This is a genomic window from Flavobacterium anseongense (genome assembly GCF_021608185.1).
In the GTDB taxonomy this organism is placed as follows: domain Bacteria; phylum Bacteroidota; class Bacteroidia; order Flavobacteriales; family Flavobacteriaceae; genus Flavobacterium; species Flavobacterium anseongense.
In genome coordinates, this window is record NZ_JAKIHN010000011.1 from 35,525 (window position 1) to 51,033 (window position 15,509).

A 15,509-nucleotide genomic window follows, 5' to 3' on the forward strand; every position below is an offset into this window, starting at 1 on the left:
AAAAGGGATTAGGGAAAAGTGGAAAGGGAGCAGTACATAACAATAAACTTGTACCTTATCCCTAGTTATAATATATTTCTTCCTTATTCAAATAGGTTTTACCATCATAAGTCCATTCGACAGTAATATCCCAAAGACCGCCAACCAGATTTTTTTTAGGTATGAGCAAATCAGAATTAGATAATGCAATTGGGATAACAAAATCTAATTTTTGGTTTGACGGTCTGTATAGGGATACTTTTCCATTAATGTTTTTCGCATCCAAATCCTTAGGAAAACTTACTGTGATTCCATCGGAAGTATTGTTTATTTTAACCTTTTCGGACAAGCCGTTGGCGTTATTAACGTATTCAATATCATTTTGAACCTTGGCTTCTTTTTTATAATATTCCTCGGTTACTAACTCATTATCGTATTTGCTGTCGGATTGTACCTTAAACACAAAAAACAATATAAAACTCATAAATAATGCAAAAGCTATTACGATTGCAGTTCCCCAATTAATTTTAATGCTCATACTTTTAAATTTGTGCTAATCGAAACTACGCGGACCTAAAAAATTTGTTGTTTCGTTATCGATTAACTTGTTATCATTATACACTTCTAACACTAATTTGGTTTTGTCGCTTTCGAGCAACACTTCTTTGATTTCTATAAACAAGGTTCCTTCGGTGATGCCTTCCCTTGGCACTTTAAAATAACGTGGTCCAACCATTTTGACTTTGCCTTTAGGCGATACTAATTCGATATGTACTTTATCAAAGTTGATTGACGTTTTATTTACAATTTTGAACGTATACACATTACTGATATTTTCTCCTTTATGCTGAAACAATTGACCCGGCAACCTCAAAACAGTTGCTTCAACTTCATTTCTCAAAAACAACATTCCGATAAAAACTCCCGAAAGAATTGCTAATATTGCTACATAGCCTTTCATTCTGTTGGTAAAGACAAATTTTTCTTTTTTGACAATTTCATCTTCACTCGCATAACGGATTAATCCTTTTGGCAGACCAACGTTTTCCATCATGCTGTCGCAAACGTCAATACAGGCGGTGCAGTTAGTACATTCTAATTGTGTTCCGTGACGGATATCGATTCCCGTCGGACAAACATGCACGCACAAACTGCAATCGATACAATCGCCTTTACCTGTAGTGGTTCTGTCTTCATTTTTATTGAATTTGGCCCGACCGATTTCTTTTTCACCACGAACATGGTCGTAGGCAACATTAATGGATTTGTTGTCCAAAAGCACACTCTGCATTCTGCCATATGGACAAGCAATAATACATACTTGCTCTCTGAACCAGGCGTAGATAAAATAGAATACGGCGGTAAAAATCAATAAGGCAATGAGCGTTGATGTATTATTGGCAGGTCCTTCACTAACTAACAGAATTAATTTATCGCTACTTATTAAATACGCTAGGAACACATTGGCTATCCAAAACGAAATCACAAAAAAGATGAACCATTTGGTTAAACGCTTTCTGATTTTTTCTGCATTCCATTCTTGCTTGGCTAAGCGTATTTGCGCTCCACGATCGCCGTCTATCCAGAATTCAATTCGACGGAAGAGCATTTCCATGAAAATGGTTTGCGGACAAAACCAGCCGCAAAAAATGCGCCCGAAAGCAACCGTAAACAAGGTTAGTCCAACCACACCAATAATCATAATGATTACGAAGATGTGAAAGTCTTGTGGCCAAAAAGGAAATCCAAACAAGTTAAAACGACGTTCCAAAACGTTGAACATCATAAACTGATGATGATTAACTTTTACGAAAGGCGCGGCAAACAAGAACAACAGCAGGAAATAACTCAGCCATTTTCTGCGTTCATACAGCTTTCCTTTCGGAATTTTTGGAAATATCCAGGCTCTTTTTCCTTTTGCATCGATAGTGCTTATACTATCTCTAAAACTATCATCTTCTTCGTTGAGCATTATTTGGAGTTATTAAAAACTTATTTATTAGCTACTTTGACGGTGTCTTGTGTTACGGCTTTTGCTCCTTCTTCTTTCCATTCTTTGGCTTCGGCTTCGGTTGGTTTTGGATCTTTTGGATTGGAACCCTGAAGTGATAACACATAGCTGGCTAATTTTTGAATATCAGATGGTTTTATAGATGCTTTCCAAGATACCATTCCTTTTCCGTCTCGACCACCTTCCATAATGGTGTTGAATACGTTTTTGATACCACCACCGTTTATCCAAAATTGGTCTGTTAAGTTTGGCCCGATTTGTCCACCACCATCAGCACGGTGACAGGCAACACAGTTGGTTTGGTACAAGGCTTTACCAGTCGCAATACTTGGTGCATCTGTTAATAGAGTTACTTTGTCTTTGTTCATCATATCAGGTGCCGTTTTCAAATAGGCATCCACAGCTGCTTTAGCTTCTCTAACCTCGGTCTGATATTCCTGATCTTGGTTATAATCTCCCATAACATGAAAGCGCACTAAATAGATTCCTGCGAAAATAATGGTTCCATAAAACAAATAAACCCACCAAGGCGGCAACACATTATCTAACTCACGAATACCATCGTAGTTGTGGTCTAACATCACATCTGCTTCTTCCTCTATGGTTTTGGTACGGGTCAGTTTTTTCAAGATGTTTTTATAGAAAGCACTTTCGGTAAACGGTACTGACTGCGCTTCGTCTAGTTGCTTTTTCTGCTCTTCAGTCAGCAAATGATAGGTCACATTATCTACCGCACTGACTACAATTTCGATAGCAATCAGGAGAAATAAAAATACAACCAAAAACAATCCAACCATAGGATACTTTATAAAAGCAGGTTGATTTCCGGAATCGATGAAATATTCCATTGCAGCAAGCACACAGGCAAAAATCAATGGTACTCTTACATAGGCGGGAATTAATTTTTTCATGTCTATAACTTTTAATTAATCTTTAATAGGTAACTCACTCAATTCTTTGATGGTTTCTTTCTTATAGGTATACACCCAAATAAACAGACCTACAAAAAATGAAAAGCAAATAATCAGGGAAATAATCGGGTAAATAGCTACTCCTGAAATGGATTCTAAATTGTGTTTTACAAACTTTAACATGGCTGACTATTTATTGTTTTTTACTTTAATATCGGTTCCTAAACGTTGTAAATACCCAATCAAAGCCACTATTTCTCTGTCTTTCATTGGCACAAAAGCAACACCTTTAGCAGCAGCTTTGGTTTTACTCGCTTCGTATGATTTAACAAAGTCGGGATCGTTGTATAGGTTTTTCTCTATTGCTGATACTTGTGTTTCAATACTTTGTTTTGCATTGGAGATATCGGCATCTGTATAAGGAACACCTAATGTCTGCATGGCTTTCATTTTGGCTTCTGTATCCGAATAATCCATGGCTGTATTGTCGAACAACCATTTGTATCCAGGCATTATAGAACCCGGTGAAGTACTTTGTGGATTCCACATATGGTTAAAGTGCCAGTTATCGTTGTACTTTCCTCCTTCTCTGTGCAAATCCGGACCGGTACGTTTAGAACCCCATAAGAATGGATGGTCGTATACATATTCTCCCGATTTAGAGTAATCGCCATAACGAACTACTTCTGAGCGGAATGGACGAATCATTTGCGAGTGACAGCCCACACAACCTTCGCGGATATAGATGTCGCGTCCTTGCAATTCAAGTGGTGTATAAGGTTTTACTGCGGCGATAGTTGGGATGTTTGATTTTACCATAATCGTTGGCACAATTTGAATAATACCTCCAATTAAAATGGCTATAGTAGCTAAAACGGCTAATTGTATAGGACGTCTTTCTAACCATGGGTGGAATTTTTCTCCTTTTAATCGGCCTGAAGAAATTTTGGTTAACTCAGTAGCTTCTGCTAATTCATCTTCTACTGTGCTGCCTTGTTTAACTGTTTTTATTACGTTGTAAATCAATACAATCATACCGATTAAATACAATGTTCCTCCGATAGCTCTCATCCAATACATTGGCATAATTTGCGTAACGGTTTCTAAGAAGTTACCGTATTGCAATGTCCCATCGGGTTTGAATTGTTTCCACATAGAAGCCTGAGTAAATCCGGCAACATACATTGGTAACGCATACAACACGATTCCGAGAGTTCCAATCCAGAAATGGAAATTGGCTAATTTTTCAGAATATAAAGTAGTTTTAGTCAAACGCGGAATCAACCAATAAATCATACCAAAGATTAAGAAACCGTTCCATGCCAAAGCTCCAACATGGACGTGAGCAATAATCCAATCGGTAAAGTGGGCAATAGCATTTACATTTTTAAGTGATAACATCGGACCTTCAAACGTAGCCATTCCATATCCGGTAATCGCCACTACGAAGAATTTCAATACCGAATCGGTTCGCACTTTATCCCAAACACCGCGCAGGGTTAGCAAACCGTTAATCATTCCACCCCAAGATGGTGCTATCAACATTATAGAAAATACTACTCCAAGGTTTTGCGCCCAATCCGGCAATGAAGAATACAATAAATGGTGTGGACCAGCCCAGATATAAATAAAGATTAATGACCAGAAATGAATGATTGATAATCGATAAGAATACACCGGACGATTAGCTGCTTTTGGCACAAAATAGTACATCATTCCAAGAAAAGGCGTTGTAAGGAAAAAAGCCACAGCATTATGTCCGTACCACCATTGCACTAAGGCATCCTGTACACCGGCATAAACGGAATAACTTTTTAAAGCCGAAACCGGAATCTCCAAACTATTAAAAATATGTAGCACTGCTACCGTAACAAATGTGGCGATGTAAAACCAAACAGCTACATACATATGTCGTTCCCTACGTTTGATAATCGTACCAATCATATTGATTCCAAATGCCACCCAAATCAAAGCTATGGCGATGTCAATCGGCCATTCTAATTCGGCGTATTCTTTTGAAGACGTATAACCTAACGGCAGCGTAATGGCTGCTGCAACTATAATTAACTGCCAACCCCAAAAGTGAAGATTGCTCAAAAAGTTGCTGTACATTCGGGCTTTCAGCAAACGTTGCAAAGAGTAATACACTCCGGCAAACATAGCGTTACCCACAAAGGCAAAAATTACAGCGTTGGTGTGTAAAGGTCTTAATCGCCCGAAACTCAAGAACGAAACACCGTCCGTTAAGTTGGGAAACAAAAATAAGACCGCCAGTAAGAGTCCAACTAACATTCCTACCAGTCCAAAGACAATTGTGGCGTAGATAAACTTCTTTACAATTTTGTTGTCGTAATAAAATTGTTGCATTTCCATAATTAAATTGGTTTTTGTTCTTCTTTATTTGTTATTGTTTTGGATTTTGCTTTTATAAGCTCATCGTCAAAAAGCATTCTGACCGATGGTGTGTAGTCATCATCATACTGGCCGGTTTTCACGGCACGAAGGAAAGCGTATAAAAACGCCACGGCTATAATGATGCTGATGGATATTAATAGATAAATGACACTCATACCTCTAATTTGTGTAAGCAAAGTTACTGTTGGGGTTATTCTTAAAATATGATATTTATCATACCTGCATTTTTATTTTCGAGCGAAATAATTACTCATAACCGTAACAAAACTTACTATCGTAATCGTGCTCAACGGCATGATGATTGCGGCTACAATTGGAAGTAAGTTTCCGGTAACTGCATAGCTTAGTCCAACAACGTTATACAATAATGACAAACCAAAACTCATGTAAATTGTCTTCATCGCATTTTTAGAATAGTTCAAGAAGAACGCAATCTTTTCAAATTGAGAAGCGTCTAATATTCCGTCGCAAGCCGGAGAAAATACATTTACATTTTCCGAAATGGATATTCCAATATTGCTTTGCGCCAAAGCTCCGGCATCATTTAATCCGTCGCCTATCATTAGTACATTTTTGCCTTCTCTTTGAAGGTTTTCGATATAGGATAATTTCTGTTCAGGCTTTTGATTGAATACCAAACAAGTAGTTTTGGGCAACATCTTTTCTAAAATAGCGCGCTCGCCATCGTTGTCTCCGGATAATACGATGAGATTGTATTTTTTGGATAGGCTTTCAAATAATTGCTCTAATCCATTTCGGTATTGATTATTAAAAACATAACTGCCTTTGTACACGCCATTGATTTCGACATGGACTTTGGTTTTCTTATGGGTGTTTTCGCTCATGTGTTGCAAAAACTGGGATGAGCCTAATTTGACAGTATCATTTTCGAATTCAACAAAAACCCCTTTTCCAATAATCTCTTCAAAACTTTTTGTTTCAAGTTTATCCTGATGCGGAATAAAGTCATACAATCTTCTGCTCAATGGATGATTAGAACCTCGAAGTGCATTTTTCAGTAGCTTTAATTCGGAATCATTTAAAGCTTCACCTTCATAGGTTATCGAAGTCTTTTTGTTAGTCGTAATGGTTCCGGTTTTGTCAAAAACAATCGTATCTACTTTGGCTAATTGTTCGATGACAATCGCATTTTTGAGATAGAGTTTTCGTTTTCCCATAATACGCAAGACATTCCCCAAAGTAAACGGAGCTGTCAACGCCAATGCACACGGACAAGCGACAATCAGAATTGCTGTGAATACATTAAAAGCAGTCGTCACATCGATAAAAATCCAAAAGATAAAAGACACAACCGACAATAACAACAAAGCCGGAGTAAAATAGCGACTGATTTTATCGGTAATGGATTTGTGTTTTTGTTCGACCTTTTTCTGAAAGACATCATTGCTCCACAACTGCGTCAGGTAACTTTGGGAAACCGAGAACAGCACTTCCATTTCAATGACTTTGCCCAATTGTTTTCCTCCGGCAAAGATTTTGTCTCCTGATTTTTTTTCGATAGGAACCGCTTCTCCGGTTACAAAACTGTAATCTATTGATGTTTTATCAGAAATCAGAATACCATCAACCGGAATCAGCTCTTGATTTCTGATTAATAATCGGTCGCCTTTTTGAATGTCGTAAACCTGCACTGCTGTTTCTTTTCCGTCAGGCAAAATTTTGGTAATCGCAATGGGAAAATACGATTTATAATCACGTTCAAACGAAAGAAAATCATAGGTTTTTTGCTGGAATAATTTCCCTAACAACATAAAGAAAATCAAGCCACACATACTGTCAAAAAAACCTTGACCGTAATTGAACACAATATCTACCGTGCTTCTAATAAACATTATTACAATTCCCAAAGCAATCGGAATTTCGATATTGAGCATACCTTGTTTGATGCTTTTCCATGCTGCAACATAATAACCCGAAGCCGAATAGATAAAAGCCGGTAATGACAACACAAAAATCATCCAACGGAAGAAATCTTTGTATTGGTCAATCCAAAATTCATTAACTTCAAAATATTCCGGAAACGACAAAAGCATAATATTTCCAAAACAGAAAAAAGCTACTCCGATTTTGTAAATCAAAGTGCGATCTACTTTCTTTTTGCCTTCGTCATAATTCTCTAAACTGATATAGGGTTCATAACCGATAGAGCACAACATCTCCACAATTTCTTTCAAAGAAGTTTTTTCAGGATTATAAGTTATCCGGACTTTTTTATTTGGAAAATTAACCTGCGAAGTACTTATTCCTGCTTGCAGTTTTTGCAGATTTTCTAAAATCCATATACATGAACTACAGTGTATATGTGGAATGTAGAGCGAAACAATATGCGTTGTATTTTCTTTAAATTCGAGAAGCTTGTCAACGATATTTTCATTGGCTAAAAAATCATATTTGCCTTTGATGTCTTGTGGTGTCGCACCTGGTGCTGACTGAAAATCATAATAGCACGAAAGGTCATTTTGACTAAAAATTTCGTAGACGGTTTTACATCCGTTGCAACAAAAACTTTTATTATCAAAAAGAACCTCGTCTTTCTTACTAATTTCATTACCACAATGGAAACACTGTGATGTATTCATAATTTGCTCATTTTACCTGGGACAAATTTCCAACATCGACTAAAATTAAAATATGATATATATCATCCTTTTGAATATATTTGTATGACCAAAAAACAATTTTTTTTATGTCAAAATGTGAGCAATGTATCGTACGTCAATTCAGTTCTTTGAAAGCGCTGAACAAAGCAGAGTTGCTCAAAATGGCAGATTGTAAAACTTCATACACCATCAAAAAAGGTGAGCCAATTTTTGAAGAAGGTGAAGTCACTAATGGAATTTATTGCGTCAAAGACGGTGTTTGCAAACTGTCTAAACTTAGCTCTAACGGAAAAGACCAAATCGTAAAATTGGTAAAACCGGGAGAATTATTAGGGCAACGTTCTATGATTAGTGAAGAACCTGCAAACCTAAGTGCCGTTGCTTTAGAAGATATGGAAGTTTGTTTTATTCCGAAAAAAGAAATCATGCAGTTCTTTACGCAAAACAATGAATTCTCTATGAATGTGATGAAAACCATTTGTGGCGATTTAAAAGATGCCGATGATCACATGGTAGACATGGCACAGAAAAGTGTGAAAGAACGTTTAGCGGGAACGCTCATTTATTTGGAAGAAATGTTTGGAGTTGATACAGACGGGACACTTCGCTTACAATTATCAAGGGAAGAATTGGCAGGAATGATTGGTACGGCTACAGAAAGCTGCATCCGATTACTTTCTGAACTCAATAAAAGTAATCTTATTGAATTGGTTGGCAAGCGCATCAAGATAGTCGACAAAAACAAATTGCGTCGTTTAGCAGATTAATTTTCATTCATTAACTCATAAAAAAAACCACTTGAATAAAGTGGTTTTTCGTTTTATAATTGAACTTTGTTAGTTCATTAGAGTTTTCTTAGTAAAGCTCTGCCCATTGTCTAAAGTTACTTTTACCAATAGTACTTGCGGTGCTATTTGCAACGAACTTGTTTGAAACAAATTAGTATTTAAGTCATTTTGGGTAAACAACAATTTTCCAAGTATATCATATACTTCAACTTTTGTAATAGCCATGGCCGGTGATAGTATTTCCAGTTGATGATTTGCGGTAATAATTTTAATATCATTATCGGTTATTGTTGGAATAGTTGTTCCCAATGCCTGATCCGTAAATCGCAATTCAAAACGCTCTTCAAAACTACCGTTAGTGGTGACAAAAGCATAAGGTGATTCTTTTAAATTGTGTAATGTGTTGGTAACTTTATCTAATAAATACACATTTTGAGTAGTAAATACACCATCAAAATTATCCAGATAAATAGTTAGTTCTCCGTTAAAAATTGTGCTATATGCAAACGGAATAACATCTGCTTCAGAAAAAGGCAGACTTTTTCCTTGTATGGCTAAAATATCAGCACCTAGCCTGGTATAAATGGAAACCGAATTACCTACAGCAAATGTTTTACCATCAAATAATGAATCAAAATCATTGGTTGCTCCTTGTACATATCCAACTAACATTTGGTTATAAGCTCCTTGTGGACTTCGTAATGAAAGCCAAACACGATGTCTTTCTAATCCTTCTGAAATAGAACTTGTGGTATTATTTGCTTGTGTTCCGCCTTTAAAAAATTGTGTGTTATTACCGGCAAGTCGCATAGCGTTATTAAAAGTAGCTGAATAGGTTCCATTAGCCAAGCTTGTTTTAGCCTCAACAAAGAAACCTTGAGCCGCAGCAATTTTCCCTGTTGGTGTTGGACCTCCGCTTGGAGCAGGAGCTGTTCCTACTGCACCAGTATAATTATACTTTGCATAATCATTGACAGTATAAACATTGTTTGTTATTGCCGTGTTATGTGTCCAAAAATAAAGTGTTCCGTTTATAACCGAACTATTAGCTGCTATAAATGAATCGGCATTAAGAGCAGATGGATAAGGATTACCTATCAAGTTGTACGCTGTAGTGTTTTTTATAATTGGAGTGTTGATTACGCCATTTCCCGGAGCACCAACAAAACTGGTTTGTACAATTTGTGTTGGAGCGTAAGTTAGCCCACTTGGTGCTCTCCCTATATAACCAACACCTTGCGCCATAGTAGTTGCGCCGGTTTGATATACATAAAGATTAGTAATTGGGCTAAAACTATACATTAATGAATTTGTTGCTAACTGACTTAAAGTAGCCGACACAACTGGCGACGACCAATAAGTATAATCATATTGTTTAAGTGCAGTAGTTCTTCTTTTGTATGTTATACTTCCTACATTTGCCGCTGAATTATTTGTTTGTACCAAACTAGCTTGGTCTTCAAAAGTTAATGAGCCACTACCTAGAATTTTTATATCATCAGCCACAGTTAAAGTATGTCCGGAACTTATTGTAATAGCACCTGAACTTACTTGACATGAGCAGCCTGAAATATCTGTAGGTGATGTGTAATCATGGGTAAAAACAATCTTTTGTGAGCTTGTTGGAGGTGAACCTGATGACCAACCTGAAGATGACCAAGTATTTGTTTGTGTATTAACTGTAGCACTTGTTGCCGGTGAGATACATCCTGATGAATTTTTTGCAGTTACGCTATAAGTACCAGACGACACTGGAGTAAAAATACCTGTTGTATTTGTATATGTTATACCATTTGTACTGTAAGTCATCCCGGTTCCTGTTGGCGAAGTAACTGTTATCGTTCCTGTTGCAACAGTACATGTAGGCTGTGTAACAGTAACAATAGGCGTTGATGTGGCCAAACCTGAATTAACTACAACCGTAATTTCGGCTACCGAAATAGGGTTTCCGGAAAGAGATGATTTCATATACACCTGATACAGATAAGAACCTGCAGTTCCTGGAGCTGTTACACTATAACTTGGACTACTAGAGTATGCAGTTCCGCCACCTGGAAGTCCGGTTCCAAAAAATGAATACGTATAGGTTCCATTTGGTGGTGGTGTGGCTAAAAGATTAATAGTGTTACTTGTACAAACCGGCGAATTAGAAGTCAAACTACCTGTTCCACCCAAACTTATAAGTGTTGTAAAACTTAGGTCTGCTCCAGCTCCACCATTACAACTTGCTAATAAATTTGTACCTACGTAGATACGTTCAGAAGCATTACATGAGCCTCCGATTATATTTCCTCCGGTCTCAATAGTTAATGAGGAACCAGATCCTAAAGTTAATCTATTATTACCAGGAGAGAAGTCAACTGAAGCATTGTTTCTGATTATAAACTGAATAGTCCCAAGACAAGACAAATTCAAATCGGCATTCATATTAAGAGTTGTTGCAGTAGTTCCATTTCCAACATAAACCGTTGTACAGCCCGAAAACGAACTGCATGTTAAAGTGCTTGCATTTACAGTAGTACCTGTAATTGTGCATTGGGCATTTAAGCCTAATGAAAAAAGTAAAGAAACAAAAAGGGACAGTAAAAAAGTTTTCATATAGTACCCATTTACGATGATTTTCAGCGCGTAGATTTTAGGGACTGTAAAATTACGCCATCTGCTACTTATTGGAAATTTTTGTCGTTATACTACTTAAAAAATCTATGAATAACACTTTCAGAAATTTCAAAAAAAAATGTAATCCAAATCATATTTTTATTAATTTTAAAAAAATTGCTAAATTGTTGATTTTAAACATATTTTTTTGCTCATTTAAGTAAAAACCCTATAAAATATTTAGATTAAAATATAAATTTTAACAAATCAATTAATTACATTTGATTTATGATTTTCTTAACATTTTTTTTGGAATGGTTAAAGATTTGCGATTCAATTTTATAAGAGGGAGAAGATACTGCGGAATATTATTATACTGTGCTGTAATTTTTTGCTCAAAAATTAATGCTACTACTTTTTATGTTAATGACAATTCAATCAAAGGAGATATCTATACCACAGCAATAGGAAATGATTCTAATGATGGTATTTCTCCGGACAATCCTAAATTAACTATCCTTTCAGCATATAAAATTGCAAAAGAAGGTGACACAATTATAGTTGATATCGGAAATTATAATGAAATTTCATTAAAAGGGGAATTATCATTTGAGAACACCAAGAAAATTAAATTTTTAATTGCCGGTTTTTCTGATGAAATCTATTCCAAAACATCTTTACCAATAAATGAAAAAGTATCCCCGGCTATTTTCTATATAAAAGATGACAAACCTATTGATCGTGAAGCCTACTTACGAAATTTACAAAATAGTGTAGATAAAAAATAATAACAATAGGATGAAGGCTTGGATTAAATATTTACTCATAGTAATACTATGTTTTGGTTTTCCGACCTTAACATATGCACAGCCTTCAAATGATGCTTGTGGAGCGGCTATTCCTATTACAGTTGGTGTCGGAAGTTGTAATTCTATCCTTTACACCAATGTTGCCTCAACAACAGCAAGTGATCCTGCCACACCAGCTTGTTGGTCTCCTAACAGTTTAAGTCACACTGTTTGGTTTTCTTTCGTAGCTACTACAGCTGATATTGAAATTTCCACCAATTTTGGAGGTACATTAGCCAATACTCAATTAGCGGTTTATAGTGGTGCTTGTGGTTCCTTAACTCAAATTGCCTGTCAGGAAGATATTAATACAGGTGGTAGTTTATTTCATACTGATGTTATACTACATGGTTTAACCATAGGGAATACATACTATATGCTTGTTGACGGTAATGGAAATACAACCGGCACTTTTGGTATCTGTGCCCAACAAGCTTTGCCTATAGGACCTGCATTACCCGTTCAAGATTGTGCCACAGCTCAAACTTTATGTAGTGTTGGGAATGTTACCGTTCCAAATGGTGTAGGTGGTGTAGGAATAACGCCTGAGAACCCTTCTTGTTTTGGCGCTCCTGGTGAACGTTCTTCAAATTGGTATACTTTTACAGTTGCTACTTCGGGGACTTTGGCCTTCACTATTACTCCTACAGCTGTTATTGATTATGATTTTGCGATTTTCAATACTTCAACATCTTGTCCGGGAACTGAAATAGAATGTAATTGGAGTCCAAATACAGGTGGAACTGGAACTACCGGTTTAGGATGCGGCGGAGCACAATGTGAAACTACATTTACAGTTACAGCAGGTCAAACCTACACGATATTAGTTGATCGATTTACCGCAACTTCTTCTGCTGGATTTACCTTAAATTTTGCAGGCACCACCGCTACATTTGCGAGCCCAAATCCTACTTTTACAGCTACTACTGCTTGTATAGGAACGGCTACACAATTCACAAATACGACCAACGGTAATTATACTTATAATTGGAATTTTGGTGATGGATATACTTCAACTTCAGAAAACCCAACTCATATTTATGCAACAGCTGGAACATATAGCGTAACTCTTTTACTAACTGCTGTTCCGGGAGGATGTCAGAATGCCATAACACAATCGGTTACAGTTAACCCAATACCAACAGTAGATGCAGGTATTGGCGGCACAGTTTGTTCAGGTGGATGTATCACATTAGGCGGTTCTACAAACGCTACAGGTTCAAGCGGAACTACTTCCTTTACTAATAGTGGAAGTTATGCAATTCCTGATGGTAGTACAACTGGTGTGTATTCTCCATTAGTGACGAGCGGTCTACTACCAACAACTATAACAGCATCTTCTATTGCTTCAGTTTGTGTAAACATGACTCATACTTGGGACTCAGATCTAGATATTTATCTGCAATGCCCTGATGGAACTAGGGTAGAATTATCAACTGATAATGGTGGTACTGGAGATAATTATACTAATACGTGTTTTACTCCAACTGCTGCTTCCTCAATTACAACTGGTACCGCACCATTTACAGGGACTTATTTACCTGAACAATCTTTCAATGTTTTAAATGGATGTACTGCCAACGGAACTTGGCAACTTTTTGTTCAGGATGATTTAGGCGGTGATGCCGGAAGTATTTCGGGTTGGACTATAACTTTCAATAATAATCTACCTGCATTTACATGGTCGCCTACAACCACTATGACTAATTCTAATACATTAACCCCTACTGTTTGCCCTACTTCATCTACCACATATACATTGACTGCAAATAGCGGGATTGGATGTACAGCAACCGATACAGTTACTATTAATACTACACCAGCTCCAACTGCCAACATTAGCTATGTCGGAACCCCTTTTTGTACTTCATTAACTACTGCCCAATCTGTGACTTTAACAGGAACAGGGGCTTATACGGGTGGAGTTTATTCCTCAACTGCTGGACTTACCATTAATCCTGCAACGGGAGCCATTACGTCTTCTACTTCTACGGCAGGAACTTATACTGTTACTTATACCATTGCGGCTAGTGGCGGATGCCCAGCTGTAATTGCTACAACTTCAGTAACCATTACGGCCCTGCCGACGGCAAGTATTAGTTATGCAACGCCGTTTTGTTCTTCTGTGGCTACTGCCCAATCCGTGACTTTAACAGGAACAGGGGCCTATACCGGTGGAGTGTATTCCTCAACTGCCGGTCTTACCATTAATTCTGCAACGGGAGCCATTACGCCTTCTACTTCTACTGCAGGAACTTATACTGTTACTTATACCATTGCGGCTAGTGGCGGGTGTGCTGCCGTAACTGCTACAACTTCAGTAACCATTACGACTCTGCCGACGGCAAGTATTAGTTATGCAACGCCGTTTTGTTCTTCTATAGCTACTGCTCAATCCGTGACACTAACCGGAACAGGGGCTTATACCGGTGGAGTGTATTCCTCAACTGCCGGACTGACTATCAATCCGGCTACCGGAGCCATTACGCCTTCCTCTTCAACTGCTGGAACTTATACTGTTACTTATACCATTGCGGCTAGTGGCGGATGCCCAGCTGTAATTGCTACAACTTCAGTAACCATTACGGCCCTGCCGACGGCAAGTATTAGTTATACAACGCCGTTCTGTTCTTCTGTGGCTACGGCACAATCCGTGACTTTAACCGGAACTGGAGCCTATACCGGTGGAGTGTATTCCTCAACTGCCGGACTGACTATCAATCCGGCTACCGGAGCCATTACGCCTTCGACTTCTACGGCAGGAACCTATACTGTTACTTATACCATTGCTGCTAGTGGTGGATGTACTGCCGTTACAGCTACAACTTCAGTAACCATTACGGCTCTGCCGACGGCAAGTATTAGTTATGCAACGCCGTTTTGTTCTTCTGTGGCTACGGCACAATCCGTGACTTTAACCGGAACAGGGGCTTATACCGGTGGAGTTTATTCCTCAACTGCCGGACTTACCATTAATCCGGCTACGGGTGCTATAACGCCTTCGACTTCTACTGCAGGAACTTATACCGTTACTTATACCATTGCGGCTGGTGGTGGATGTGCTGCCGTTACAGCTACAACTTCAGTAACCATTACGGCTCTGCCGACGGCAAGTATTAGTTATGCAACGCCGTTTTGTTCTTCTGTGGCTACTGCACAATCCGTGACTTTAACAGGAACAGGAGCTTATACCGGTGGAGTCTATTCTTCTACTGCCGGTCTTACCATTAATTCTGTTACCGGAGCCATTACGCCTTCTACTTCTACTGCAGGAACTTATACTGTTACTTACACCATTGCAGCTGGTGGCGGGTGTGCTGCCGTAACAGCTACAACTT

At 37.9% G+C, this 15,509-nt stretch carries 11 protein-coding genes; 3 read left to right on the forward strand and 8 right to left on the reverse strand.

Annotated elements, in window-relative coordinates:
* Positions 1–61 precede the first annotated feature (61 nt).
* From L1S35_RS12575 to L1S35_RS12605, 7 genes are all read right to left on the reverse strand, one after another.
* The gene (locus L1S35_RS12575; protein ID WP_236401247.1) at positions 62–511 is read right to left on the reverse strand and encodes a FixH family protein; all 450 of its coding nucleotides are present in this window, start codon (positions 509–511) and stop codon (positions 62–64) included.
* A gap of 21 nt (positions 512–532) precedes the next feature.
* On the reverse strand, positions 533–1,951 hold the full coding sequence (ccoG, locus tag L1S35_RS12580; protein WP_236401229.1) for a cytochrome c oxidase accessory protein CcoG: 1,419 nt from the start codon (positions 1,949–1,951) through the stop codon (positions 533–535).
* 20 nt (positions 1,952–1,971) lie between these two features.
* The gene (locus L1S35_RS12585; RefSeq protein WP_236401231.1) at positions 1,972–2,901 is read right to left on the reverse strand and encodes a cbb3-type cytochrome c oxidase N-terminal domain-containing protein; all 930 of its coding nucleotides are present in this window, start codon (positions 2,899–2,901) and stop codon (positions 1,972–1,974) included.
* Positions 2,902–2,916: 15 nt separating this feature from the next.
* A complete protein-coding gene (locus L1S35_RS12590; RefSeq protein WP_236401232.1) occupies positions 2,917–3,084 on the reverse strand; it encodes a CcoQ/FixQ family Cbb3-type cytochrome c oxidase assembly chaperone in 168 nt (55 codons plus the stop codon).
* Positions 3,085–3,090: 6 nt separating this feature from the next.
* On the reverse strand, positions 3,091–5,274 hold the full coding sequence (gene ccoN, locus L1S35_RS12595; RefSeq protein WP_236401234.1) for a cytochrome-c oxidase, cbb3-type subunit I: 2,184 nt from the start codon (positions 5,272–5,274) through the stop codon (positions 3,091–3,093).
* Positions 5,275–5,276: 2 nt separating this feature from the next.
* Positions 5,277–5,471: a cbb3-type cytochrome oxidase assembly protein CcoS gene (ccoS, locus tag L1S35_RS12600; protein WP_236401236.1), complete on the reverse strand. Its 195-nt coding sequence runs from the start codon at positions 5,469–5,471 to the stop codon at positions 5,277–5,279.
* A 72-nt stretch (positions 5,472–5,543) separates the two neighbouring features.
* A complete protein-coding gene (locus tag L1S35_RS12605; protein ID WP_236401238.1) occupies positions 5,544–7,916 on the reverse strand; it encodes a heavy metal translocating P-type ATPase in 2,373 nt (790 codons plus the stop codon).
* 107 nt (positions 7,917–8,023) lie between these two features.
* Between L1S35_RS12605 and L1S35_RS12610 the strand changes: the two genes are divergently transcribed.
* Positions 8,024–8,704 (forward strand): Crp/Fnr family transcriptional regulator, encoded by a 681-nt coding sequence (locus L1S35_RS12610; protein ID WP_236401240.1) that lies wholly within the window; start codon positions 8,024–8,026, stop codon positions 8,702–8,704.
* Positions 8,705–8,773: 69 nt separating this feature from the next.
* On the opposite strand, the gene L1S35_RS12615 is transcribed toward L1S35_RS12610, so the two are convergent.
* Positions 8,774–11,323 (reverse strand): RemA C-terminal-like gliding motility protein, encoded by a 2,550-nt coding sequence (locus L1S35_RS12615; RefSeq protein WP_236401241.1) that lies wholly within the window; start codon positions 11,321–11,323, stop codon positions 8,774–8,776.
* A gap of 314 nt (positions 11,324–11,637) precedes the next feature.
* Between L1S35_RS12615 and L1S35_RS12620 the strand changes: the two genes are divergently transcribed.
* The gene (locus tag L1S35_RS12620; RefSeq protein WP_236401243.1) at positions 11,638–12,111 is read left to right on the forward strand and encodes a hypothetical protein; all 474 of its coding nucleotides are present in this window, start codon (positions 11,638–11,640) and stop codon (positions 12,109–12,111) included.
* Between the two features lie 10 nt (positions 12,112–12,121).
* Positions 12,122–15,509, forward strand: a 3,388-nt coding sequence (locus tag L1S35_RS12625) for a beta strand repeat-containing protein (protein ID WP_236401245.1), incomplete at its 3' end; no start/stop codon positions are given.

What these genes read in the sequence shown, in the direction of transcription:
- L1S35_RS12585 (WP_236401231.1), bottom strand. Translation starts at nt 2,901, where the DNA reads ATGAAAAAATTAATTCCCGCCTATGTAAGAGTACCATTGATTTTTGCC.
- L1S35_RS12590 (WP_236401232.1), bottom strand. Translation starts at nt 3,084, where the DNA reads ATGTTAAAGTTTGTAAAACACAATTTAGAATCCATTTCAGGAGTAGCT.
- ccoG (WP_236401229.1), bottom strand. Translation starts at nt 1,951, where the DNA reads ATGCTCAACGAAGAAGATGATAGTTTTAGAGATAGTATAAGCACTATC.
- ccoN (WP_236401234.1), bottom strand. Translation starts at nt 5,274, where the DNA reads ATGGAAATGCAACAATTTTATTACGACAACAAAATTGTAAAGAAGTTT.
- L1S35_RS12620 (WP_236401243.1), top strand. Translation starts at nt 11,638, where the DNA reads ATGGTTAAAGATTTGCGATTCAATTTTATAAGAGGGAGAAGATACTGC.
- L1S35_RS12610 (WP_236401240.1), top strand. Translation starts at nt 8,024, where the DNA reads ATGTCAAAATGTGAGCAATGTATCGTACGTCAATTCAGTTCTTTGAAA.
- L1S35_RS12615 (WP_236401241.1), bottom strand. Translation starts at nt 11,323, where the DNA reads ATGAAAACTTTTTTACTGTCCCTTTTTGTTTCTTTACTTTTTTCATTA.
- L1S35_RS12605 (WP_236401238.1), bottom strand. Translation starts at nt 7,916, where the DNA reads ATGAATACATCACAGTGTTTCCATTGTGGTAATGAAATTAGTAAGAAA.
- ccoS (WP_236401236.1), bottom strand. Translation starts at nt 5,471, where the DNA reads ATGAGTGTCATTTATCTATTAATATCCATCAGCATCATTATAGCCGTG.